General features: G+C 64.9%; 23 protein-coding genes. 4 read left to right on the forward strand and 19 right to left on the reverse strand.

Annotated elements, in window-relative coordinates; genetic code table 11:
* Nucleotides 1-24: 24 nt before the first annotated feature.
* From PQQ51_RS14840 to mltG, 10 genes are all read right to left on the reverse strand, one after another.
* Nucleotides 25-1,191: an AAA family ATPase gene (locus PQQ51_RS14840; RefSeq protein ID WP_408497538.1), complete on the reverse strand. Its 1,167-nt coding sequence runs from the start codon at nucleotides 1,189-1,191 to the stop codon at nucleotides 25-27.
* A gap of 55 nt (nucleotides 1,192-1,246) precedes the next feature.
* Complete coding sequence (gene otsA / locus PQQ51_RS14845; protein ID WP_408497539.1) at nucleotides 1,247-2,659, reverse strand: alpha,alpha-trehalose-phosphate synthase (UDP-forming); 1,413 nt, start codon at nucleotides 2,657-2,659, stop codon at nucleotides 1,247-1,249.
* Nucleotides 2,660-2,727: 68 nt separating this feature from the next.
* Nucleotides 2,728-3,951 (reverse strand): mechanosensitive ion channel family protein, encoded by a 1,224-nt coding sequence (locus PQQ51_RS14850; protein ID WP_408497540.1) that lies wholly within the window; start codon nucleotides 3,949-3,951, stop codon nucleotides 2,728-2,730.
* A 203-nt stretch (nucleotides 3,952-4,154) separates the two neighbouring features.
* The gene (locus PQQ51_RS14855) at nucleotides 4,155-4,511 is read right to left on the reverse strand and encodes a Rap1a/Tai family immunity protein (RefSeq protein WP_408497541.1); all 357 of its coding nucleotides are present in this window, start codon (nucleotides 4,509-4,511) and stop codon (nucleotides 4,155-4,157) included.
* A gap of 230 nt (nucleotides 4,512-4,741) precedes the next feature.
* Complete coding sequence (locus PQQ51_RS14860) at nucleotides 4,742-5,482, reverse strand: ankyrin repeat domain-containing protein (RefSeq protein WP_408497542.1); 741 nt, start codon at nucleotides 5,480-5,482, stop codon at nucleotides 4,742-4,744.
* A gap of 52 nt (nucleotides 5,483-5,534) precedes the next feature.
* Nucleotides 5,535-6,326 (reverse strand): TatD family hydrolase, encoded by a 792-nt coding sequence (locus PQQ51_RS14865; RefSeq protein ID WP_408497543.1) that lies wholly within the window; start codon nucleotides 6,324-6,326, stop codon nucleotides 5,535-5,537.
* Nucleotides 6,327-6,393: 67 nt separating this feature from the next.
* Complete coding sequence (locus PQQ51_RS14870; protein WP_408497544.1) at nucleotides 6,394-6,909, reverse strand: GNAT family N-acetyltransferase; 516 nt, start codon at nucleotides 6,907-6,909, stop codon at nucleotides 6,394-6,396.
* A gap of 115 nt (nucleotides 6,910-7,024) precedes the next feature.
* On the reverse strand, nucleotides 7,025-8,059 hold the full coding sequence (locus tag PQQ51_RS14875) for a DNA polymerase III subunit delta' (protein WP_408497545.1): 1,035 nt from the start codon (nucleotides 8,057-8,059) through the stop codon (nucleotides 7,025-7,027).
* 71 nt (nucleotides 8,060-8,130) lie between these two features.
* A complete protein-coding gene (tmk, locus tag PQQ51_RS14880; RefSeq protein WP_408497546.1) occupies nucleotides 8,131-8,751 on the reverse strand; it encodes a dTMP kinase in 621 nt (206 codons plus the stop codon).
* A complete protein-coding gene (mltG, locus tag PQQ51_RS14885) occupies nucleotides 8,751-9,761 on the reverse strand; it encodes an endolytic transglycosylase MltG (protein WP_408497547.1) in 1,011 nt (336 codons plus the stop codon). The genes tmk and mltG overlap by 1 nt, the downstream gene beginning before the upstream one ends.
* A 375-nt stretch (nucleotides 9,762-10,136) precedes the next feature.
* On the opposite strand from mltG, the gene ygfZ reads away from it, so the two are divergent.
* Nucleotides 10,137-11,213: a CAF17-like 4Fe-4S cluster assembly/insertion protein YgfZ gene (ygfZ, locus tag PQQ51_RS14890; RefSeq protein ID WP_408497548.1), complete on the forward strand. Its 1,077-nt coding sequence runs from the start codon at nucleotides 10,137-10,139 to the stop codon at nucleotides 11,211-11,213.
* 83 nt (nucleotides 11,214-11,296) lie between these two features.
* The gene (locus PQQ51_RS14895; protein WP_408497549.1) at nucleotides 11,297-12,184 is read left to right on the forward strand and encodes an NRDE family protein; all 888 of its coding nucleotides are present in this window, start codon (nucleotides 11,297-11,299) and stop codon (nucleotides 12,182-12,184) included.
* 12 nt (nucleotides 12,185-12,196) lie between these two features.
* Here PQQ51_RS14895 and PQQ51_RS14900 read toward each other — a convergent pair whose 3' ends face one another.
* From PQQ51_RS14900 to PQQ51_RS14935, 8 genes are all read right to left on the reverse strand, one after another.
* Nucleotides 12,197-13,156 (reverse strand): alpha/beta hydrolase, encoded by a 960-nt coding sequence (locus tag PQQ51_RS14900; RefSeq protein ID WP_408497550.1) that lies wholly within the window; start codon nucleotides 13,154-13,156, stop codon nucleotides 12,197-12,199.
* An 82-nt stretch (nucleotides 13,157-13,238) separates the two neighbouring features.
* The gene (locus tag PQQ51_RS14905) at nucleotides 13,239-13,421 is read right to left on the reverse strand and encodes a hypothetical protein (protein WP_408497551.1); all 183 of its coding nucleotides are present in this window, start codon (nucleotides 13,419-13,421) and stop codon (nucleotides 13,239-13,241) included.
* Between the two features lie 17 nt (nucleotides 13,422-13,438).
* On the reverse strand, nucleotides 13,439-13,915 hold the full coding sequence (locus tag PQQ51_RS14910) for an outer membrane lipoprotein (RefSeq protein ID WP_408497552.1): 477 nt from the start codon (nucleotides 13,913-13,915) through the stop codon (nucleotides 13,439-13,441).
* 48 nt (nucleotides 13,916-13,963) lie between these two features.
* Nucleotides 13,964-14,242, reverse strand: a complete 279-nt coding sequence (locus PQQ51_RS14915; protein WP_408497553.1) for a hypothetical protein — start codon at nucleotides 14,240-14,242, stop codon at nucleotides 13,964-13,966.
* A gap of 323 nt (nucleotides 14,243-14,565) precedes the next feature.
* Nucleotides 14,566-15,453: an SDR family oxidoreductase gene (locus PQQ51_RS14920; RefSeq protein ID WP_408497554.1), complete on the reverse strand. Its 888-nt coding sequence runs from the start codon at nucleotides 15,451-15,453 to the stop codon at nucleotides 14,566-14,568.
* 134 nt (nucleotides 15,454-15,587) lie between these two features.
* Nucleotides 15,588-16,586 (reverse strand): NADP-dependent oxidoreductase, encoded by a 999-nt coding sequence (locus PQQ51_RS14925; RefSeq protein ID WP_408497555.1) that lies wholly within the window; start codon nucleotides 16,584-16,586, stop codon nucleotides 15,588-15,590.
* Between the two features lie 113 nt (nucleotides 16,587-16,699).
* Entirely contained in the window at nucleotides 16,700-17,185 is a 486-nt protein-coding gene (locus tag PQQ51_RS14930) for a PaaI family thioesterase (RefSeq protein WP_408497556.1), read from the reverse strand.
* 152 nt (nucleotides 17,186-17,337) lie between these two features.
* Nucleotides 17,338-18,822 carry an aminotransferase-like domain-containing protein gene (locus PQQ51_RS14935; protein WP_408497557.1) on the reverse strand — a complete coding sequence of 495 codons (1,485 nt, stop codon included), beginning with the start codon at nucleotides 18,820-18,822 and terminating at the stop codon, nucleotides 17,338-17,340.
* A gap of 179 nt (nucleotides 18,823-19,001) precedes the next feature.
* Here PQQ51_RS14935 and PQQ51_RS14940 point away from each other — a divergent pair, with 179 nt between their 5' ends.
* Both PQQ51_RS14940 and PQQ51_RS14945 read left to right on the forward strand, forming a co-directional pair.
* Nucleotides 19,002-19,370, forward strand: a complete 369-nt coding sequence (locus PQQ51_RS14940; protein ID WP_408497558.1) for a hypothetical protein — start codon at nucleotides 19,002-19,004, stop codon at nucleotides 19,368-19,370.
* Nucleotides 19,371-19,488: 118 nt separating this feature from the next.
* Nucleotides 19,489-19,992: an LEA/WHy family protein gene (locus tag PQQ51_RS14945; protein ID WP_408497559.1), complete on the forward strand. Its 504-nt coding sequence runs from the start codon at nucleotides 19,489-19,491 to the stop codon at nucleotides 19,990-19,992.
* 40 nt (nucleotides 19,993-20,032) lie between these two features.
* On the opposite strand, the gene PQQ51_RS14950 is transcribed toward PQQ51_RS14945, so the two are convergent.
* Nucleotides 20,033-21,211, reverse strand: coding sequence for an acetyl-CoA C-acyltransferase (locus tag PQQ51_RS14950; protein WP_408497560.1), 1,179 nt, complete (start codon nucleotides 21,209-21,211; stop codon nucleotides 20,033-20,035).
* Nucleotides 21,212-21,231 lie beyond the last annotated feature (20 nt).

The following is a 21,231-nucleotide window of genomic DNA, read 5'->3' on the forward strand; positions in this document are numbered from 1 at the left end:
CGCACCACCGCCGCACCACTGCTTCTAGCGCGCCGGCCATTTCCACGCAGGCAGGTCGAGGTCGTCGGCATCGGCAATACGCGTGGCGCCGAAATGTTTCTCCAGCACGATCGACTGGCTGCCTTCGTCGCGCTCCAGCGCCGCAATCAAACGCGCCGCGTGCGACACCACCAGCACCTGCGAATGCGCGGCCGCGCGCGCGATCAGACGGGCGAGCGCCGGCAGCAAATCGGGATGAAGGCTGGTTTCCGGCTCGTTCAGCACCAGCAGCGCGGGCGGCCGCGGCGTCAGCAGCGCGGCGACCAGCAGCAGATAGCGCAATGTGCCGTCCGATAGCTCCGCGCCCTTCAGCGGCCGCAGCAGCCCATGCTGCTGCATCGTCACTTCGAAGCGGCCGTCCTGCGTCCCGACGTCGATGCGCGAGCCGGGGAATGCGTCGTCGATAGCAGCATCGAGCGCGGCCGGGTCGCCGATTTCGCGGATGGTTTGCAACGCGGCGGCGAGATCCGCGCCGTCGTTGGACAGCACCGGCGTGTGCGTGCCGATCTGCGGCAGACGCGCGGCCGCTTCGGCGTCGGTCCGGAAATGGTCGTAGAAGCGCCACGAGCGGATCTGCTCGCGCACCGTGATCATCTCCGGCGCGGTGCGCGGGTCGGAGAACTCCGTCATCATGCTGTCGAAGCTCGCCACCGGCTGCGCGATGGTTTGCCAGTCGCCTCCTTCGTCACGCGTGCGCAGCACCGCGCCGTGACGATCGACCAGCAACGCCGACGGCCGCAACACCGGCCCGCTCCAGATGCATTCGCGCTTGATCGTCGGATCGAGCGGGAAACGCGTCACGCGATCGAGCGGCGGCAAACCGAGATCGATCGCGTAGCCGAAGCTGTCGCCGGAAAAGCCGAGCCGCAGGCTCACAGGCTCCTTGCGGCGCAGCGGTTCGACCGGATGCTCGCCCGCCAGCACCGCGCGCGAAAAGCGCTCGGGGCCGGCCCATAAAGTGGACTGCAAGCCGCCCTCGCGCGCCAGCGACACGATCACGCCACCCCGCGCGGTCTCCGCGAGCAGGCGCAACGCGCGATACACGCTCGACTTGCCGCTGCCGTTCGCGCCGGTGATCACATTCAGCTTGCCGAGCGGCACGATCAGATCGCGCAGCGACCGGTATCCGGCGATTGCAAGCGTGCTCAGCATGCGGCCACCTGGCGGACGAACCCGCGCATCGTCATCTGCTTCGGAAACCTCATCATCAGCGATGCCCACCGCCCTTGCCCGGCTTCTGCATCGGCACGCTGCGCAGATCGCGCAGGAAGCTGTCGCGCCACACGCCGAGGTCGTTCTTGCGCAGCGCCGCCATGTTGATCTCGTGACGCCGCTGGCGCGCGTCGAGCGGCATCTGCAACGCGCGTTGCAGTGCCTCGCACATGCCGATCGCGTCGTGCGGATTGACCAGCAGCGCGCCGCTCAGCTCGGCCGCCGCGCCGGCGAACATCGACAGCACCAGCACGCCCGGATCGTCGGGATTCTGCGCGGCCACGTACTCTTTCGCGACGAGGTTCATCCCGTCGTGCAGCGGCGTGACGAAACCGATCTGCGATTCGCGAAACAGCGACATCAGCTTCCAGCGGTCGTATTGCTGGTTCAGATAGCGGATCGGCGTGTAGTCGAGGCCTGAATACCGGCCGTTGATGCGCCCTGCTTCGTATTCGAGGTCCTGACGGATCTTCTGATAAGTGGCGACGTCCGAACGCGTGGGCGGCGCGATCTGCACCAGCGTGACGTTGCCGCGCCACTCCGGCGAGCGCTCCAGCAGTTGCTCGAACGCGCGAAACCGTTCGACCAGCCCCTTCGAATAATCGAGCCGATCGACGCTCATGATCAGCTTGCGGCCTTCCAGGCTCTGCTTCAGATCGAGCACGTGCTGACGGCTTTCGTAGCGCCTGGCCTGTTCGGCGATTTCGTCCGGGAACACGCCGATCCGGTAGACACCCGTGCGCAGCTTGCGGCCGAACGCTTCGACATGGTTGCCCTCGGTGACCGTGCCGCGCGCGTGACGCACCACGTAGTCGTGAAAAGCCTCTTCGTCGGTCGCGGTCTGGAAACCCAGCAGGTCGTAGCAGGACAGCGACTTCACCAGTTCTTCGTGCGGCGGAATGTTGAGCAGAATCTGCGGCGCGGGAAACGGAATATGCAGGAAGAAGCCGATGCGGTTCGTGATGCCTTCGTTGCGCAGCGCTTCGGCGAACGGGATCAGGTGGTAGTCGTGAATCCAGATCACGTCGTCCGGTTCGAGCAGCTTGATCAGCTTGTGCGCGAGCCATGCGTTCACGCGCCGGTAGCCCGCGTACTCTTCGCGCTCGTAGCGCGCGAGGTCGTTGCGGTAATGGAACACCGGCCACAACGTCGCGTTCGAAAAACCGCGGTAGTACTGGTCGTAATCCTTGCGCGTGAGACCGACGGTCGCGAAGGTCACCGCGCCGTCCTGTTCCAGCGTGGGGCCGGCATTGGCGACGGTTTCGCTCACCACGTCGCCGCTCCAGCCGAACCACACGCCGCCGGCATCCTTGAGCGCACCGAACACGCCGACGGCAAGCCCGCCCGCCGACCCTTTGGTTTCCGTCGGCGTTGCGACGCGATTCGACACGACGATCAGTCGACCCATGTTGTCTTTCCTCCCTGGTATGCTCGGAGCGTTCGCTCGGTTGCAGCGATTCCCGCTCCCGTTTTGCGCTAGGCTTTCTCTTTGACCGTACGCGCGGCATCGGCCGTCTGCGGACGACCCACGCGGCTCGCCACCGGATCGGCTTCAGTATGCGCCGCCGTGCTGCCGGCCGGCGTTTGCGCGCTACGCGGCACCCACGCGAGCGGCTCGCCCTTCACGTTTTCGAGTTCCGCCGACACCTCGGCGCGCGCCCGTGGCAAGTACTGCGGATAGTGTTGCTGGATGAAGTCGAGCAGGCCCTCGCGCACACGGCAACGCAGGTCCCAGTTCAAACCCGAATCGAGCGAACTGACGAGCGCGCGCAACTGCATCGAGCGCTCGGTGCCGTCGGTGACTTGCAGCACCTGCACGCGACGATCCCATTCCGGCGCATCTTCGACGATGCGCGCGAGTTCTTCACGCAGCGGCGCGAGCGGCATCCGGTAATCGACATACAGGAACACCGTGCCGATGATCTGCGAACTGCTGCGGGTCCAGTTGGAAAACGGATTCTCGATGAACCATTGCAGCGGCACGATCAGCCGGCGCTGGTCCCACAAACGCACCGACACATAAGTGCCGGTGATTTCCTCGATACGCCCCCACTCGCCCTGAATCACGACGACGTCGTCCAGCCGGATCGGTTGCGACAGCGCGATCTGCAAACCGGCGATCAGATTGCCGAGCACCGGCCGCGCCGCAATACCGGCGACCAGCCCGGCCACGCCCGCCGACGCCAGCAAGCTCGCGCCAATCTGCCGCACATTGGGAAACGTCATCAACGCGCCGCCCACGCCGACGATCACGATCACCAGCATCACCGAACGCGCGAGCACGCGAGCCTGCGTGTGGATGCGGCGCGCTTGCAGGTTGTCGGCGGTATCGAGCGGATGGGCCTGAATGATCGCCTCGCCGATGGCCGCCGCCGAGCGCACCGACAGCCATGTCAGCGCGCCGATCAGCGCGATCGCGGCGGCGTCGCGCAGCGGCGTGATGAAGTTCAGCGTGTCGGGCGCCTCCCAGCTGATCGCCTCCAGAGCGAGGATCACGAGGACGAAGAGCGACGGCTTGTCGATATAGCGCAGCACGACGCTGGTCAGCGGATAAGGCCGCGCGATACGCTTGACGATCCGCGCGCCGACGCGATGCACGCCGATTGCGAGCAGCACCGCGATGAAGGAGACGATCAGGGTGCCGAGCCAACTGTGCAACGGGGCGTCGGCGATGCGGCTGAGTTCGTCGAGAGTGGGCATGAAGGAACGTTCTCCTCTTGGATGGAGTGGGAACGGCGACCGCAGGTCGGAGGAACGCGTGGACGCGGGCAAACCAGGCGCAAAACGGACACGGCCGCTCTGCAATTCAGAAGCGGATCGACGAGCCTGCCCGTCGATCCGTTTGAAACGTCGAACTCAAAACGTCGAATCCGGCCAGCGGACTCAGGCGGATTCAAGCAGATTCAATTCCCGCTCCGGCAAGGAAACGCCTTGCCGAGTCCCAGCGAGATCGCCGTGCTGGCGTTATAGCCCGCGACGATCGGATTTTCCGCGATGTACTTGCGCACCGCATCGGTGAGTTGCGACGAACGCGCGTCTTGCGGCAAGCAGAAGTACTGGCCGACGCGCGGGCCAGTGGTGCCGCCGATCGCGTCGATGGTGTTGAAGATGCCGTCGGCGGCGCCTTCGATATAGGCCGCGCAGGCGCTACGCGATGCGACGTCGGTTTTCGTGCACAGCTTGTTGAGGTCGCCACCCGTAAACGCGAATGCCGAAAGCGGTGCGGCAAGCGCGCTGGCGAAAATCAAAGCCCGCAGCATGGTGTTCCTTTCCAGGGTGGTTTATCGGGCGGTCTTGCGCCGCTCCGGGCGGCACGCCAGGCCGGCGCGCCAATGTTCGTCATTCTGCACTGTTTTGCGAAGCGGCAGTCATGCCCGCCGTCGCTAACTTCATTTTCCAGCGGCCAGCACCAGGCTGACCGGTGCGCGAGGCGCAAGACACTCGCAAGCCGGTGGCCACCGGCTTGCAGGTTTGTCCCGCGCCGGGCTCGTTACTTCTGCTGCGTCTGCTGCAAACGCGCCGTCAACCCTTCGACCACGTCCGGCTCCTTGTACGTCTTCGCGAAGTCCAGCGCCGTCATGCCGATCTGGTTCTTCACCGTGAGATCCGCGCCGTTGTCGAGCAACAGCTTCACGGTCGACACGTGACCGCCGCGCGCCGCCATCATCAGCGGCGTGGTGCCGTTCGGCGAGCCGGCGTCGACATAGGCCGAATGGTCGAGCAGCACCTTGACGACGTCGTCGTGGCCATTCGCAGCCGCGTAGTGCAGCGGCGCCCAGCCCTTTTTGTTGACTTCGGCGTCTTTCGCGATCAGCAGGTTGACGAAGTCGAGATCGCCGTTCAGCGCGGCCATCATCATCGCGTTCTCGCCGGCTTTGTCCTGGATTTCGATGTTGGTCTTCGGATTGGCGACCAGCGCCGCGCCCACCTTGTCCGACTTCTCGCGTGCGGCGATCACCAGCAGCGGGTAGCCCTGGTTGTCGACGCTGTTCGGGTCCATCCCTTTGGCGAGCAGCTTGTTGACGCCGTCGATGTCGTCGAACTTGACGGCCTTGATCAGCGTGTCGATCGGCGCGGCTTGCGCGGGCGTGGCGAGCAGCGAACTCAGCGCCGCGCACGCGAAGAGCGCGCCCAGCGTGACGCGCGCCGTGCGGCGACGTGCCGACGCGAGCAGCGCTTGTGTGGTTGAGATCAACGGAAACGCCGGAATCGATAGTCGAATAATCATCATATTTTACTTTAGGAAAATTTCCTATCCATTTGATATTTCTGGTCTTTCAGAGTCACGCGCCAGCCGGCACGGGAATCTTGAAGAGCCGGAAAAAGTTCTGGGTCGTCGCGGCGGCCAACGCCGTGTCCGGCATCTCGCGTTGCTGCGCGATAAACCGTCCGACATAACTTACGTACGCAGGTTCATTAGGCTTGCCGCGATACGGCACCGGCGCGAGATACGGCGAGTCGGTTTCGATCAGCAGACGTTCGAGCGGCACACGCCGCGCGACGTCCTGCACATCCATCGCGCTCTTGAACGTGACGATCCCCGACAGCGAGATGTAAAAATTCTGCGCGAGCGCCCGCTCGGCGACGGCCCACGGCTCGGTGAAACAATGCATCACGCCGCCGGGCTCGCTCGCGCGCTCCTCGGCCATGATGCGCAGCGTATCTTCGGACGACGAACGCGTGTGGATGATCAGCGGCTTCTTCGTTGCGTGCGCCGCGCGGATGTGCGTGCGAAAGCGCTCGCGCTGCCATTCCATGTCGGCGATCGAGCGGCCTTCGAGGCGGTAGTAGTCGAGCCCGGTCTCACCGATCGCGACCACCTTTGGATGTTCGGCCAGCTCCACCAGTTCGGCGAGGCTCGGCTCGCGCATCTCTTCGTGATCCGGATGCACGCCGACCGACGCGTACACGTTCTCATGTTCGCTGGCGATCGCGAGCACGGACGGCAGCGTTTCCAGATCGACCGACACGCACAGCGCATGCGTGACCGAATGGCTGCGCATGTTCTCGAGCACCTGCGGCAGGCGGTCGGCGAGTCCTTCGAAGTTGATATGGCAATGCGAGTCGACAAACATGATGATGTCCTGCGGATAAATACCGTGAATGCGGGCCCCGGGTTCTAGCCACTCAAGCCCAGATCGATCAGGCTGCGGCGTCGAGGCGCTTGCCGAGAATCACCAGATCGCGCTCCACGCCGTCCAGCACCGCGACGCGCGGCAACGAACCCCACGTGTCGAAGCCGAAGCTGCGGAACAGGCGCAGGCTCGCATCATTGTGGCCGAAGATGAAACCCAGCACCGTATCGATGCCGAGCGCCGGCGCGGCCGCCAGCGAGGCCGCCAGCAACTGCTTGCCGAGCCCCTTGCCGCGTGCGCTTTCGTCCAGATAGATGCTGACTTCCGCGGTGCGCAGATAGGCCGGCCGGCCGTAGAAGTCCGAAAAACTCAGCCACGCGATCACACGGCCGGGCTGCTGCGAGTCTTCCACCACCCACAGCGGGCGCTTGTGCGGGCCGTGCGCCTGAAACCACGCGAGACGGCTCTCGACGCTGACCGGCTCCAGATCGGCGGTGACTTGCCGCGACGGCACGGTCGAATTGTAGATGGCGACGATCGTGGGCAGATCGTCGAGTGTGGCATCGCGGTAGGAAAGGCTCATGGTGTTTGAATGTGAAAGATGGAAGACGACACGGCGATGGTCCGGCGGCGGCCATGAATGAAGCATGGCCTTGGCTCTCCCGTCCGAACGCGGCACCGCCTGTCGGAACAAGGACCTACGCGAACAACTCGCGATAGCCGATAAACAGTTCCTCGAACACGAGCCGTGCGTTCAGCGGATGATTCTCGACGGCGCGCTGCCGCGTCACCGTGCGCATGAAACGCGCGAACGCGCTGGCGTCGGCCTGCGACGCACAACGCGTCAGCGCCGACGAAGCCTGCGGAAAATACCTCGGCGCACCGGCCGTGCGCTGCGCCAGCAAATCGTACATCCAGCGTTGCAACCAGCCGAGCACCAGCGGCACCGGCAGCTTTTGCAGCGCTTCGCCGCACGCGAACGCGTCGCAAGCCGGGCCGGCGGCAAGTTGCTTCAGCGTCCAGTCGCGCAGCGCGCGGTTCTCGTCGCTGGCCAGCGCCAGGGCCGTGAGCGGCGCGCCACCGGCTTCGGCGAGCAGCGCGGGAGCGTCGGCGACACCTTGCGCGGCGAGCCATTGCGTGGCTGCTTGCGACGCCGGCAGCGTCATCGGCCATTGGCGGCAGCGGCTGATGATGGTGGGCAGCAACCGGTCGATGCGCGCCGACACCATCAGGAACACGACGCCGGCCGGCGGTTCCTCGAGCGTCTTGAGCAGCGCGTTGGCCGCGGCGATGTTCAGCGCCTCGGCCGGAGACAGCACGACCACGCGCGCGCCGCCCCGATGCGAACCCACGCCGACGAAATCCAGCAAGCCGCGAATCTGCTCGATCTTGATTTCCTTGCTGGGTGCGCGGGTCTTCTTGCCTTCGTCGGCGTCGGCTTTTTCCGCTTTTTCGTCGGCGGTGGTCGCGAGACCTGCTTCGGCCGCGAGCGCTTCCGGCACCACGATCCGGTAATCGGGATGATTGCCCTGCGTGAACCAGTTGCACGCGACGCACGCGCCGCACGGCTCGCCGTTGGCCTGCTGCGCCTCGCACAGCAGGCCCTGCGCGAGATGCTGCGCGAATCGCAGCTTGCCGATCCCCGCCTGCCCATGCAGCAGCAATGCGTGCGGCCAGTGGCCGCGCAGCTGTTGCAGGCGGTTCCAGTCATCGGCTTGCCACGGATAAATCATCTTGACTCTTTGTTTTCAAACAGTTGAACGTTACAAGGCAGCGCCGGGAGAATACGAAAAACCCTTCCCAATCAAAGCACTGCAATCAATTCTTCGAGTTGCTTCTGAATTCGGGCAATGCTCTGCGAAGAGTCGATGATAGCGAACCGGTAAGGCGCCTCTTCCGCGCGCCGCAGATATTCCGCGCGGGTGCGGTTGAAAAACGCGTCGGACTCGCTCTCGAAACGATCCGGATCGCGCGCCGCGCTGCGCCGTTCGCTGGCGATTTCGGGCGTGAGGTCGAACAGCACCGTCAGGTCCGGCTGGAAACCGCCCTGCACCCAGCGCTCGAGCGTTTCGAGCTTGTCGCGCGGCAGCCCGCGGCCGCCGCCCTGGTACGCAAAGGTGGCGTCGGTGAAACGGTCGGACAGCACCCAGTCGCCGCGCGCGAGCGCCGGCTCGATGATTTCGGCCAGATGCTGACGACGCAGCGCGAACATCAGCAAGGCCTCGGTTTCGAGGTCCATTTTTTGATGCAGCACGATCTCGCGAATCTGCTCGCCCAGTTGCGTGCCGCCCGGCTCGCGCGTCATGACGACCGACCGGCCGCTTGCCGCGACGTGCTGCGCGAGGCGCTCGCGGAACCACGCAAGATGGGTGGTTTTGCCGGCACCGTCGATGCCCTCGAACGTGATGAATTTGCCCCGCGCCATCATTGACCTCGAATGTATTTGTCTACGGCCTTGTTGTGATCGCCGAGAGTGTCGGAAAAGATGCTGCTGCCGTCGCCGCGCGACACGAAGTACAACGCGGTGGTTTGCGCCGGGTTCAGCGCCGCTTGCAGCGACGCGACACCTGGCAGCGAAATGGGCGTAGGCGGCAGACCCATCCGGGTGTAGGTATTGTAGGGAGTGTCGGTTTGCAGGTCTTTCTTCCTGATGCGGCCGGTGTAGCTGTCGCCCATTCCGTAGATCACGGTGGGATCGGTCTGCAACGGCATGCCGACCCGCAGACGGTTCGCGAACACCGCGGCCACCATCGGCCGGTCCGACGGCTTGCCGGTTTCCTTCTCGATGATCGACGCCATGGTCAGCGCGTCGTACGGCGTCTTGTACGGCAGGTTCGGCGCGCGTGCGGTCCAGGCCTCGTCGAGACGCAGACGCATCAGGCGGTACGCGCGCCGGTAGACGTCGAGATCGCTGGTGTTCTTGTCGAACAGATAGGTGTCGGGGAAGAACAGCCCTTCGCCGTTGCCGATCGACGCTTCCGGCGCGTTGATCGCGTTCATCAGATCGGCGTCGCTCATGCCCGCGGTGTCGTGCTTGAGCGCCGGATTCGCGTCCAGCTCCGCGCGCATGCGCTTGAAGGTCCAGCCTTCGATGATCGTCGCCACGTATTCGTTGACGTCGCCGCGCGCGATCTTCTGCAGCACTTCATACGGCGTGATGCCCGTCTTGAACTCGTAGTTGCCCGATTTCAGCTCGCTTTGGAGCCCGAGCAGCCGCGTCATCGCGACGAACAACTCCGGTTCCACCGGCACGCCGCCGCGGTTCAGTTGCAGCGTGACGCTGCGCAGGCTGCTGTGCGGCTTGACGGTGACGTCGAGTTGCGCGGGCGTCAGATCGAGCGGGCTGTTCGCCCAATGGTATCCGCCGGCGATTGCGGCTGCGGCCAGCACAACGACGATTGTGCCGGCGACGAAACATTTCTTCAAAAAGGACACGACAGGGAATGTTTGGGATTGAGAACGGAACCGGTTGATCTAACACGCCAGGGTCTCGCGCCGGTGAGCACGGGGACTGCGCGGGGACTGCGCGGGTTCGTGGCCGTTTCGGCCCTCGCCGCTCCGTATTGTATAGATGCGAGCCCCATCTGTTCAGCCTCTGCGCTCGACGACGCGTAAAAGAGTGCGCGTCGGATCCGGGATCGCGTCGCAATAACAGGAAAACTTTCCTTGGGCATCGACACGCAACCCTTGGCGCATCAGCCTTCCGCAAAGCCTGGATTCCTGAAGGACATGCAAAACGTGGCTTTGGCCGACTGCCTATAATGCTTGTTTGCCTTAGCCCACATCAGAACTGACGGTTCCCGGAAATCCATGAACACACCGCTCGCTACTGCTCCAGGCGCATCCCCGGCTCCCGTTTCAGGCGCAAGCGCCGCCGCCCCGGCTGCCGCGCTGCCGGTCCTGCCACGCCCGGCCGCCGACGAATTCGACGCCGCGCTCCAGCACGGCGCCTATATGCCGCTCACGCAGTTCGGCGTGATCGACGCAACCGGCGACGACGCGGCCAGCTTCCTGCACGGCCAGTTGACCAACGACACCCAGCATCTGGACGCCGCCGTCGCGCGCCTCGCCGGCTACTGCTCGGCGAAGGGTCGTCTGCTGGCGTCGTTCCTGACGTGGCGCAGCGGCGAGACGATTCGCCTGCTGCTGTCGAAAGACGTGCAGCCCGCGGTGCAGAAACGGCTCTCGATGTTCATCCTGCGCGCCAAGGCGAAGCTTGCGGACGCAAGCGGTGAAACGGCTGTGGTCGGCTTCACGGGCGACGTCCGCGCTGCGCTTTCCGGCGTATTCGACGCGCTCCCGGACGGCGTGCACGTGAAGGTGGACGGTGCGGCGGGCTCGTTGATCCGCGTGCCGGACGCGCTCGAACGTCCGCGCTACCTGTGGATCGGGCCGAAGGCCGCGGTCGAAGCGCATTTGCCCGCGCTCGACGGCAAGCTCAAACGGGTGTCGCCGGCCGTGTGGGACTGGCTCGACATCCGCGCGGGCGAGCCGCGCATCACGCAACCGGTGGTCGAGCAATTCGTCCCGCAGATGGTCAATTTCGACGTGCTCGGCGCGGTCAATTTCCGCAAAGGCTGCTATCCGGGTCAGGAGGTGGTGGCGCGCAGCCAGTATCGCGGCACGATCAAGCGGCGCACGTCGCTCGCGAATGTCGCGGGCGAGCCTGATAGCGTGAAGGCCGGTGCCGAACTGTTCCATTCCGACGATCCGGGCCAGCCGTGCGGGATGGTGGTGAACGCGGCGGCGGCGCCGGAAGGCGGCGTCGATGTGCTGGTGGAGATCAAGCTGGCGGCACTGGAAAACGGTTCGGTGCACCTGGGCGCGGCGGATGGTCCGGTGTTGAAGTTTCTGGCGTTGCCGTATGGGGTGCCGACCGAGGGGTGAGGTTGAGGCTGATGCCAGGAAGGCGCGATCTAGCGCCGCTTTTTCGGTACGTCCTCAATACACCCTCCCCCGGAGATTTCCCCATGTGCCTGATCGTCTTCGACTGGCGGCCCGACGCGGCCGACGGCCCGCTCTTCACGCTTGCCGCGAATCGCGACGAATTCTTTCGCCGCACGGCCGAACCGATCCACTGGTGGGATGACGCGACGGGCGTGCTGGCCGGCCGCGATCTGGTTGGCGGCGGCACATGGCTGGGGATATCGCGCGACGGCCGGTTTGCCGCGCTGACCAACTACCGCGCACCGCATGAAATGCGCGCGGATGCGCCGACGCGCGGCACGCTCGTCAGCGACTGGCTGAACGGGTCGTCGCTGAATGGCGCGACCCGCACCAGAGCGGCCGACACCCCGCTTGCCTACCTGCAACACGTCGCCGAAACCGGCGACCTCTACAACGGTTTCAATCTGCTGGTCGGCGACTGGACGCGCCGGGAGCTCGCCTGGTATTGCAACCGAGGCAACCGAGGCAACCCCGGCAACCGAGGCAACCGCGCCGACGCTCCGCCGACCTTGCTCGCACCAGGCACACACGGCATCTCGAACGCGGTGCTCGATACCGCATGGCCGAAGCTGGTGCGAAAACGCGCGGAACTGGCCGCGCTGCTCGCGCGCGAGCCCATGCCGCCGCTCGACAACCTGATCGATCTGATGCGCGATCCGCGCACCGCTCGCGACGACGAACTGCCGTCCACCGGCATTCCTCTCGAACGCGAACGGGCGCTCTCGGCGGCGTTCATCGAAACGCCCGAATACGGCACGCGCGGCACGACCGCGTTGCGCGTGATCGCGCATGGCGATGCGATCAGCGTGGCCGTCGCCGAACGCAGCGACGACAACGGCTCGCATCGAATCATGCGCCCCGGCGACTTCGAGCGCAGCTTCGCGTTCGACATCGCCCGCGAAACCGCCTGAAGCATCACCCGATCATTCGATGCCGAACGCCGCGCGCAAAGCCGCCGCGGCATCGGCGTGCGCGAGCGCGACATCCGGCACGAAACCGCCCATCTTGAAGAATTCGTGGATCATGCCCGGGTAGCCCTTGAGCGTCACCTGATTACCCGCGGCGCGCAATTTCTCCGCGTACGCTTCGCCCTCGTCGCTCAACGGATCGTATTCCGCGGTCGCGATCCAGGCGGGCGCAAGGCCGCCGAAATCAGGTGCGCCGCGGACGCCGTCGAGCGGGCCGACCCGCCAGTCGTCGCGATCGTCGGCGTTGCGCAAGTACTGCTCGCAGAACCATTGAATCGTCTCGCCCGACAGCAGAAAACCCGACGCGAGCCGCGAGCGCGAATCGGTCTGCTGATAGCCGGTCGTGCCCGGATAGATCAGCAATTGCAGCGCGAGCGCGAGGTTCGCGTCGCGCGCCAGCACCGCGCAGACCGTCGCCAGCGTACCGCCGGCACTGTCGCCACCCACCGCGAGCCGCGCGGCATCCACGCCGTACTCGGCGGCGTGTGCGTGAAACCAGCTCAACGCGTCGAACGCGTCGTCGACGGCGGTCGGGAATCGATGTTCCGGTGCAAGCCGGTAATCGACCGACAGCACCGTGCAGCGGCCGTCGCGCGCGAACATCCGGCACAGCGCGTCGTGCGTCGCAACGCTGCCCACCGTGAAGCCGCCGCCGTGGTAGTAAATCAGCGCGGGCGCGGGTTCGGCCCAGCTCGGTTCGACCGGTTGATAAAGACGCGCGCGAATCGTCGCGCCGTCGCGCGTGGGTACCCGCAGGTCTTCCACCGAGAACATCGGCGCACTCGCAATCTCCAGGATCGGCGCGCTTATTTCGTAGGACGCGCGTGCCTCTTGCGCGGTCATCTCGTGGAACTGCGGGCGTTTGGCGCGCGCGATCATCTCGAGCACCTGCTCGATTTTCGGATTAAGTGGCATGTTGGGGCAAGCGGCGCGGACGCGTCGTCGGGATGGAACAAGCGCCGTATGATGCCACGAAGCGACTGCCGGCGAGCGGCACTCAACCATCGTCATCGTCAAGGCAGGCAAAGCGGGCCGCCGCGTAGGCCGCCGCGCCCCAGTCGCGCCCCACCAGCCCCACCAGCCCAATCAGCCCAATCAGCCCAATCAGCACCGCACTCAATACGACCACCAGCCCGACGATTTTTTGATGACTACAGGAAAGTTCGATGCGCTCAGGCAAGCCGAGCGAAGCGTGGACTAAAGCGTCACGCGGGTGATGCCGCCGCTTGTCAGCAGCCTCACGCGCTGGCCTGCCGCGAACTGCTCGCCCGTCACCGACTGGGTGATTGCCCGCAATTCGCCGTTGTCGAGCCTGACGGTGATTTCGAGTCCCTTTTTCCTGTTCATCGCGTTCTCGACGGAACTGCCGAGCAGCGCGCCGGCGAGGCCGCCGACGATACCGGTTGCAAGCGCCCCGCGGCCGCCGCCGATCGCACTGCCGCCGATCGCGCCGAGCGCCGCACCGCCCAAGGTTCCCAGACCGCTCGACGAATCCTTGATCGTGACCTCACGCACGCTGTCGACGACACCCATGCGCACCGTCTCCTCCCGTTGCGCTTGTGACGACGTATAGACATCGGCGGAAGAACTATTCAGCGCGCATCCCGACGCCAGCAACCCGAAGGTGCTGGCAAGCGTCAGAACGAGAATATATAAAGGAAAACTAATTTTCATGGTCGCATCCAAAAAAAGTTGCTCGGGCAGTTCAGTAGCCGGCGGCCTTCACATGCCGTCATCGAACAATAGGGGTTGAAATGTGCCATAACGGGTAATGCGCTCGTCATGTAACGCCTGACGTTGCTCCTGCATGACCTGATGGTCGATCTGGTCGGCGCGCCGCAACTGCTCGTCGGGCGTCAACGTACGCACCACGGGCGGCGGCTCAGGTGAACGGCTGAGAATCCGCGCAGGCGCTTCGGCACAGCCGGCTAGTGCACAGACCATCGCGGTCACCAGCAAAGCCCGGCTAGAACGGCAGACAAGCAAAGCAATTGCATTCATGCGATGACACCAACAATTAGAGGGAGCATTCGTTCGATGCGCGCTCCCCATTCGACGGCCCGGTGCAACTTCTATCGGGCCATTCACCGAACCGGATATGCCGAGGCGGATTGCGCATCGATGCTTGAACGGACTGAAGCTTAGATCACCGCGATTCGCGTGACTGTGCAAAAAGCGCGCGGCTTTGTTGAGAATTGTGCAGATGTGTCGCGCGGACGGGTTCGGACATCGGGCGATGGTCCGTCACTTAAAAGGGTTCGCGCAGGCGCGACGAACCCACGAGCTTCGACAAAGTCGAGACCGCTTCGTGATCCGAAAAAAACTTACTCCTGCTGTCTGACTTCCGGCTTGAGCGACATCGGGTCGGTCGGGTTGCGTAAATGCTCGATGTCCTCGTGACGCAGCTTCACCGTCGCCATGATGCCGGGATGCGTGACGATGTAAAAACGCCGCGCGCCGATCGCTTCGAATGTGATGTCGGCGACATCGGCGGCGGTCAGCTTGCCCGATTGCACCGCGCGCTGCAGTTGCTTGCCGGCGGCGATCTGCGAGCGGGTCGGCGCCGCATCGTTGCGCAACGCATCGGGACGCGCGCGTTCGGCGTTCGCGATGCCGGTCGGCACGAAGGCCGGGCACAACAACGAACAGCCGACTTCGGTGCCTTCCGCGCGGCCGGCCTGGGCCAGTTGCAGGTCGTGATAAAGCGTCTCGGTGAGCGACACCACCGCGTGCTTCGACGCGTTGTAAATGCCCATCGCGGGCGGCGACAGCAAACCCGCCACCGACGCCGTATTGACGATATGCGCGGCCTCGTTCTGCCGCAGCATGATCGGCGTGAACACGCGCAAGCCGTGTGCAACGCCCATCACGTTGACGTTGAATACCCACGCCCAGTCGTTGACCGTGCTTTCCCACAGGAAACCGCCGGCGCCGACACCCGCGTTGTTGAAAAGCAGATGAACCCGGCCGAAGGCCTCGAGCGCCGCTTGCGCGAGCGCTTCGACCTGGGCGGGATCGGACACGTCCGTGGGCACGCCGATCGCGTGGGCGCCGGCGGCTTTCATCTCATCGACGGTTTGCGCGAGCGCTTGCGGATTCACATCGGCCAGCACGAGCTTCATGCCGAGCGACGCCCCCTTCTGCGCGAACGCACGACCAAAACCGCTTGCCGCACCGGTGATCACCGCCACCTTGCCTTCGAACTGGAACATTGCTTTCTCCGCTGGCGGATTGAATTAATTGAACGAACTGGGTGAACGGCTTTGAGCGCGGCTTTGAACGCGGCTTCGAGCGCGGCTTCGAGCGGCGCTGAGCCGCTCGAATGGCCGTCGCGCGGCCGCCGCGCTCAGATCAGTTTGACGAGCTGCTTGCCGAAGTTCTTGCCCTTCAGCAGACCGATGAACGCGTCGGGCGCGGCATCGAGCCCTTGCGCGATCGTCTCGCGATACTGCAGCTTGTTCTGCGCGACCAGCGTGCCGAGCTGTTTCAGCGCTTCGGGCCACACGTCCATATGCTCACTGACGATAAAGCCTTGCACCAGCAGACGCTGCGTGAGCACCAGCGATGGATGCCTGAGCGGTATCGGCTGGCCGTCGTATCCGGCGATAAAGCCGCACAACGCGATGCGGCCGAACGCGTTCATCCGCGCGAGCGTCGCGTCGAGCACCTCGCCGCCGACGTTCTCGAAGTAGCCGTCCACGCCGTCCGGCGTCACCGCCTTCAAGTCCTGGTACAGATTGCCGGCCTTGTAGTCGACGCACGCATCGAAGCCGAGCGTCTCGACCACGTAGCGGCATTTGTCCGCGCCGCCCGCAATACCGACCGCCCGCGCGCCGCCCGCTTTTGCCAGTTGACCAACCACGCTGCCCACCGCGCCGCTCGCCGCGCTGACCACCACGGTCTCGCCGGCCTTCGGCGCGATGATCCTGTTGAGGCCGTACCACGCGGTGACGCCCGGCATGCCGACCGGGCCGAGATACGCGGACAACGGCACATGCGTGTCGTCGACCTTCTGCACGCCCGCGCCGTTCGACGTGCCGTACTCCTGCCAGCCGAACATCGCGACCACCTTGTCGCCGACCGCGAACTTTGGATGCTTCGACTCGACCACTTCGCCCACCGTGCCGCCGATCATCACCTCGTCGAGCGGTTGCGGCGGTGCGTACGACTTGCTGTCGTTCATGCGGCCGCGCATGTACGGATCGAGCGACAGGAAATGATTGCGCACGCGCAATTCGCCGTCGGCGAGCGGCGCGAGCGGGGTTTCGACGAGCCTGAAATTGTCCGGCGTCACCGCGCCTTGCGGACGCGAAGCAAGCACGAGTTGACGGTTGATCTGGGGCATGACGTTCGTCTCCATAGATTGCCGGGTGGGTTCGCGCATAAGTCGGCAAATGAGTAGGCCAATGAGTCGAAGCGTGCGCGGCTCTCAGCCCGCGCGCGCCGTCCATTGCATGATTAGCCGTCGCTGGGACCCGGTGTCGCGGACGGGTCGCTGCGCAGACGCTGTTGTGTCACCTCGCGGCCCACCGCGAGGCGCCGCATGTATTTGAAGGTGCCGAGCGCTTTGGCGACGAAGTGCCCTTCGCTGTCGCGAATCTCGCCTTCGCAATAGGCCATCGTGGTCGAACGGTGCAGCACGCGGCCGGTAGCGTGCAGCTCGCCGCGACCGGGCTGCATGAAGTTGACCTTCATCTCGACGGTGACCACGCCGACGCCGTCGCCCGCGAGACTGCGCGCGGCCATCGCGAGCGCAACGTCGGCAAGTGTCATTGTGACGCCGCCGTGAGCGATGTCCCACGTGTTCATGTGTTCGTGCTGGAGCGGCAGCTTGACTTCGCTGACGCCATCGGCCGCGGACAACAACTGTGCGCCGAGCCGGTCGACGAATGGGCTTTCCGGCAACGACGGTTTGCTCGCCTGGGTTGAGGGTGAATCGGTCATGGCAGTTTTCGTGATCGGTGCGTGGAGGCGGCGCAACGGCAAGCACGCTGCGATTGAACAGACGTGCGTCGGATATCGCGCGCAAGAAGTAGGAAATGATAACCGCTATAGCGCTGCTGCATCGATGAGCGTCGCATACATGCCGGCCCAGATCACGCTGCATGCGCGGCCATCCGCGCCGCCAGCCGCCCTAGCCTGCGCACCGCTTCGTCGGCGCGATCGAGATCCGTGCTCGGGCAACTGAGGCGAATGAAATGGTCGAAGCTTGCCGAGTTTGAAAACACCGTGCCCGGCATCACGCGAATGCCCTCGTCCAGCGCGGCATCGAAAAATGCGGCGGACGACACCGCGCGCGGCAACTCGATCCAGAAAAACATCCCGCCCGCCGGCGGCGTAAAACGCGTGCCCTCGGGAAACGACGCAGCGATCGCCGCCGCCATCCGCTCACGCTGAATCCGCAGTTGCTCACGCAGACGCCGCAAATGCCGTTCATGCGCGTGGGTCTCCAGAAACTCGGCGAGCACCACTTGCGACAACTGTTCGTTGTGCCGCGACTGCGCGAATTTCAGCATCGCGATACGCGGATGCCAGCGTCCGCCATTGACCCAGCCGACCCGCATGCCGGGCGCAAGCGTCTTGTTGAACGACGTGCAGTGAATCACGCTGCCGTCCGTGTCCCATGCCTTCAGCGATTTGGGCGCGGGGCGGGTGTCCACGAGTTCGCGGTATGGGTCGTCTTCGATCAGCGGGATGCCGGCATGCGCGCACAGTTGCACGAGCCGCGCCTTGTGGGCGTCGGGCATCACGCTGCCGAGCGGGTTTTGCAGATTGGGCACGACCACCACCGCCCTGATGTCCGGATGCGTTTGCAGCGCGAACGCGAGCGCTTCGATCGCGAGACCCGTGGTCGGACTCGCGGGGATTTCGAGCGCGCGCAAACCGAGGCTTTCGAGTGCTTGCAGCAAGCCGAAAAAACACGGCGATTCGACCGCGACGGTATCGCCCGGCTGCGTAACGGCGCGCAACGCGAGGTTCACCGCCTCGATGCCGCCGTGGGTCATGATCACGTCGTCGACGCCGATCTGAATGCCGACCTCGAGCGCGCGACGGGCGATGATCGCGCGCAACGCCGGATCGCCCTGATCGTGTCCGGCGGCGGTCAGTAACGTCGGCCGCCGCCGCAGCGCGCGCAGTGCGGCTTTCTGCAACACGTCGGTCGGATAAAGATCGGGCGAAGCGGTCGCGCCGCCGAGATTCAGCGCGTTCGGATAGCGCTGGTATTTCGACACGATCGCCGAAATCGCCGAGTGAATGCCGACGAACTGCGCGGCGCCGGGTGCGGCCGCGAGGTCGGGCTCGCTGGCCGCGGGCAACACCGCGGCGAGCCGCGCGCGCACGAAATAGCCGGCGCGGGGCCGCGCTTCGATCAGCGCGTCGCGCTCCAATGCGCGGTAGCTCTCTGTGGCGGTCGACAGGCTCACGCCGTGCCGCTGCATGAACGCGCGCATCGACGGCATGCGATCGCCGGGGCGGAGCGCGCCATTGTCGATGGCGCGGCGGTAGTGGTCGGCGAGCTGGTGATAGAGCGGCCGGTTGTCGGCGGCCAGTGCTTCCGGCATAGCGATTGACGAGTTCATCAGCCGATGGTGCAGGCGAGACGCCATGCGCGACAGATACACATCGGCTTGAAACCGACCGGTACAGCCCAAGAAAGCTGGCTTCTGTACCGCTTCACATTGCCCAAGGCTGCGCCTGTTTTCATGTGGACGGACTCCCTAAGCTGGATGGCATGCGAAACGGTTTAAAGGAATCGGTCATGCCTGTTAGTCAAGCCCTCCCGCCTCGTCCGGCGACATCGCGCGTTGCCGCCGGTCAGATTGCGATGCGTGATCTGCACGCCCGCACGTCGATCGTAGCCGTCGAAGGCGATCTGCAACTCGAATTCCGCGACCATTCGCTGGCGTGGCTCGGCGACGGCGTTCCGCTCACGTCGATCACGCTGCACGAAGGCGAGCGCTATGTGACGCCGCAACGCGGCATCGTGTCGATCGGCGTGGCGAATACGGCGGCTGCGGTGTTCGTCGTACAGTCGCGCTCCATCGATGCAACGCCGTTCGGCTTGATCAGCCGGGCCGCACATGAACTGGCGCGTTGCGTCAGAACGCGGTTGCGGCGCGCCGTCTGAAACGTCCTTGGGGCGCCTTGTAGCACGTCCTTGCGGTATGTCCTTACGGCACGTCCTTGTAGCGGCAAAACCGCCCGGTACAATGCATGACCCTACCCGTTCAAACGAGGTGCCGGTCATGCCCTTCTTCCGCTCGCTGTGGTCCGGCCGTGCAGCTCGTCTGGCCGCGATTCTCGCTATCGTCACGTTGACATTCAGCGGGTGCGCCGGCCTGTTCGGCGGCGATCCATTGCGCGTGAACGTCGCCGGTATCGAACCGCTCGCGGGCCAGGGGCTCGAAATGCGCTTCAACATAAAACTGCGCGTACAGAACCCGAACGATTCCGCCATGAGTTTCGACGGCGTATCGCTCGATCTCGAACTGAACGGCAAGCCGTTCGCGAGCGGCGTCAGCGATCAGAGCGGCAGCGTGCCGCGCTTCGGTGAAACCGTCGTCAACGTGCCGCTGACCGTGCCCGCATTCGCCGCGGTTCGCCAGGCCTTCGCGTTCGCCGACGCCGCCCAATCCGGACAGATTCCGTACATTCTGCGCGGCAAACTCGCGGGCGGCCTGACCGGTACCTCGCGCTTCGTCAGCCAGGGTACCTTGAGCCTGCCCGCGCTCGGGATGGCCGCGCCTTGAATCGCCCTTAACCCGTCAAACTAACCGTCAAACTAACCCGTCAAACCACTTCGAATAGTCCGGCCGCGCCCTGCCCGCCGCCGATACACATCGTCACGACGACCAGCTTCGCGCCGCGCCGCTTGCCTTCGATCAGCGCGTGGCCGGTCAAACGCGCGCCCGACACGCCATACGGATGGCCCACCGCGATCGCGCCGCCGTTCACATTCAGACGGTCGTGCGGAATCCCGAGCTTGTCCGCGCAATACAGCACCTGCACCGCGAACGCTTCGTTCAGCTCCCACAGATCGACGTCTTCGACCTTCAGCCCTGCCTGCTTGAGCAGCTTCGGCACCGCGAACACCGGACCGATGCCCATCTCGTCCGGCTCGCAACCGGCCACCGCAAAGCCGCGGAAAATGCCGAGCGGTTGCAGACCTTCATGCTCCGCGACCTTCGCGTTCATCACCACGCACGCCGACGCGCCGTCCGAAAACTGACTCGCATTGCCCGCGGTGATCACGCCGCCCGGCAGCGCGGTGCGAATCTTCGACACACCTTCGAGCGTCGTGTCGGCGCGAATGCCTTCGTCGCTGCTGACAGTGACTTCCTTCGTATAGAGACGTCCGGTCGCTTTATCGGCGACGCCGGCCAGCACGGTCAACGGAACGATTTCGTCTTTGAACCGGCCTGCTTCGAGCGCGGCCGCGGCGCGTTGCTGCGAGCGAGTGCCGTACTCGTCCTGACGTTCCTTCGAGATCGAATAGCGTTTCGCGACGTTCTCCGCGGTCTGCAACATCGACCAGTAGATTTCCGGCTTGTTCTGGCTGAGCCAGCCTTCGGCCAGCATGTGGCGGTTCATCTCGTTCTGCACGCACGAGATCGATTCCACGCCGCCCGCGACGAACACGTCGCCTTCACCGGCGATCACGCGTTGCGCGGCGAGCGCGATGGTTTGCAGCCCCGACGAACAGAAACGGTTGACCGTCATGCCCGGCACGCTGACCGGCAAGCCGGCGCGCAGCGCGATTTGCCGTGCGATGTTCGCACCGGTTGCGCCTTCGGGATTGGCGCAGCCCATGATCACGTCTTCGACGCGCGCCGGGTCGAGCTTCGCGCGCTCGACGGCGGCCTGCGTCACATGGCCGCCGAGCGTCGCGCCGTGCGTCATGTTGAAACCGCCGCGCCAGGATTTGGCGAGGCCCGTACGGGCAGTTGATACGATTACGGCGTCAGTCATGCATGTCTCCCTGTCGACCA

This window comes from Paraburkholderia xenovorans, assembly GCF_046030735.1.
Taxonomy (GTDB): domain Bacteria; phylum Pseudomonadota; class Gammaproteobacteria; order Burkholderiales; family Burkholderiaceae; genus Paraburkholderia; species Paraburkholderia xenovorans_A.

Excerpts from the sequence above, each read along its gene's own strand:
- PQQ51_RS14840 (WP_408497538.1), bottom strand. The coding sequence starts at position 1,191 with ATGCTGAGCACGCTTGCAATCGCCGGATACCGGTCGCTGCGCGATCTG.
- otsA (WP_408497539.1), bottom strand. The coding sequence starts at position 2,659 with ATGGGTCGACTGATCGTCGTGTCGAATCGCGTCGCAACGCCGACGGAA.
- PQQ51_RS14850 (WP_408497540.1), bottom strand. The coding sequence starts at position 3,951 with ATGCCCACTCTCGACGAACTCAGCCGCATCGCCGACGCCCCGTTGCAC.
- PQQ51_RS14855 (WP_408497541.1), bottom strand. The coding sequence starts at position 4,511 with ATGCTGCGGGCTTTGATTTTCGCCAGCGCGCTTGCCGCACCGCTTTCG.
- PQQ51_RS14860 (WP_408497542.1), bottom strand. The coding sequence starts at position 5,482 with ATGATGATTATTCGACTATCGATTCCGGCGTTTCCGTTGATCTCAACC.
- PQQ51_RS14865 (WP_408497543.1), bottom strand. The coding sequence starts at position 6,326 with ATGTTTGTCGACTCGCATTGCCATATCAACTTCGAAGGACTCGCCGAC.
- PQQ51_RS14870 (WP_408497544.1), bottom strand. The coding sequence starts at position 6,909 with ATGAGCCTTTCCTACCGCGATGCCACACTCGACGATCTGCCCACGATC.
- PQQ51_RS14875 (WP_408497545.1), bottom strand. The coding sequence starts at position 8,059 with ATGATTTATCCGTGGCAAGCCGATGACTGGAACCGCCTGCAACAGCTG.
- tmk (WP_408497546.1), bottom strand. The coding sequence starts at position 8,751 with ATGGCGCGGGGCAAATTCATCACGTTCGAGGGCATCGACGGTGCCGGC.
- ygfZ (WP_408497548.1), top strand. The coding sequence starts at position 10,137 with ATGAACACACCGCTCGCTACTGCTCCAGGCGCATCCCCGGCTCCCGTT.
- PQQ51_RS14895 (WP_408497549.1), top strand. The coding sequence starts at position 11,297 with ATGTGCCTGATCGTCTTCGACTGGCGGCCCGACGCGGCCGACGGCCCG.
- PQQ51_RS14900 (WP_408497550.1), bottom strand. The coding sequence starts at position 13,156 with ATGCCACTTAATCCGAAAATCGAGCAGGTGCTCGAGATGATCGCGCGC.
- PQQ51_RS14910 (WP_408497552.1), bottom strand. The coding sequence starts at position 13,915 with ATGAAAATTAGTTTTCCTTTATATATTCTCGTTCTGACGCTTGCCAGC.
- PQQ51_RS14915 (WP_408497553.1), bottom strand. The coding sequence starts at position 14,242 with ATGAATGCAATTGCTTTGCTTGTCTGCCGTTCTAGCCGGGCTTTGCTG.
- PQQ51_RS14920 (WP_408497554.1), bottom strand. The coding sequence starts at position 15,453 with ATGTTCCAGTTCGAAGGCAAGGTGGCGGTGATCACCGGTGCGGCAAGC.
- PQQ51_RS14925 (WP_408497555.1), bottom strand. The coding sequence starts at position 16,586 with ATGCCCCAGATCAACCGTCAACTCGTGCTTGCTTCGCGTCCGCAAGGC.
- PQQ51_RS14930 (WP_408497556.1), bottom strand. The coding sequence starts at position 17,185 with ATGACCGATTCACCCTCAACCCAGGCGAGCAAACCGTCGTTGCCGGAA.
- PQQ51_RS14935 (WP_408497557.1), bottom strand. The coding sequence starts at position 18,822 with ATGAACTCGTCAATCGCTATGCCGGAAGCACTGGCCGCCGACAACCGG.
- PQQ51_RS14940 (WP_408497558.1), top strand. The coding sequence starts at position 19,002 with ATGCCTGTTAGTCAAGCCCTCCCGCCTCGTCCGGCGACATCGCGCGTT.
- PQQ51_RS14945 (WP_408497559.1), top strand. The coding sequence starts at position 19,489 with ATGCCCTTCTTCCGCTCGCTGTGGTCCGGCCGTGCAGCTCGTCTGGCC.
- PQQ51_RS14950 (WP_408497560.1), bottom strand. The coding sequence starts at position 21,211 with ATGACTGACGCCGTAATCGTATCAACTGCCCGTACGGGCCTCGCCAAA.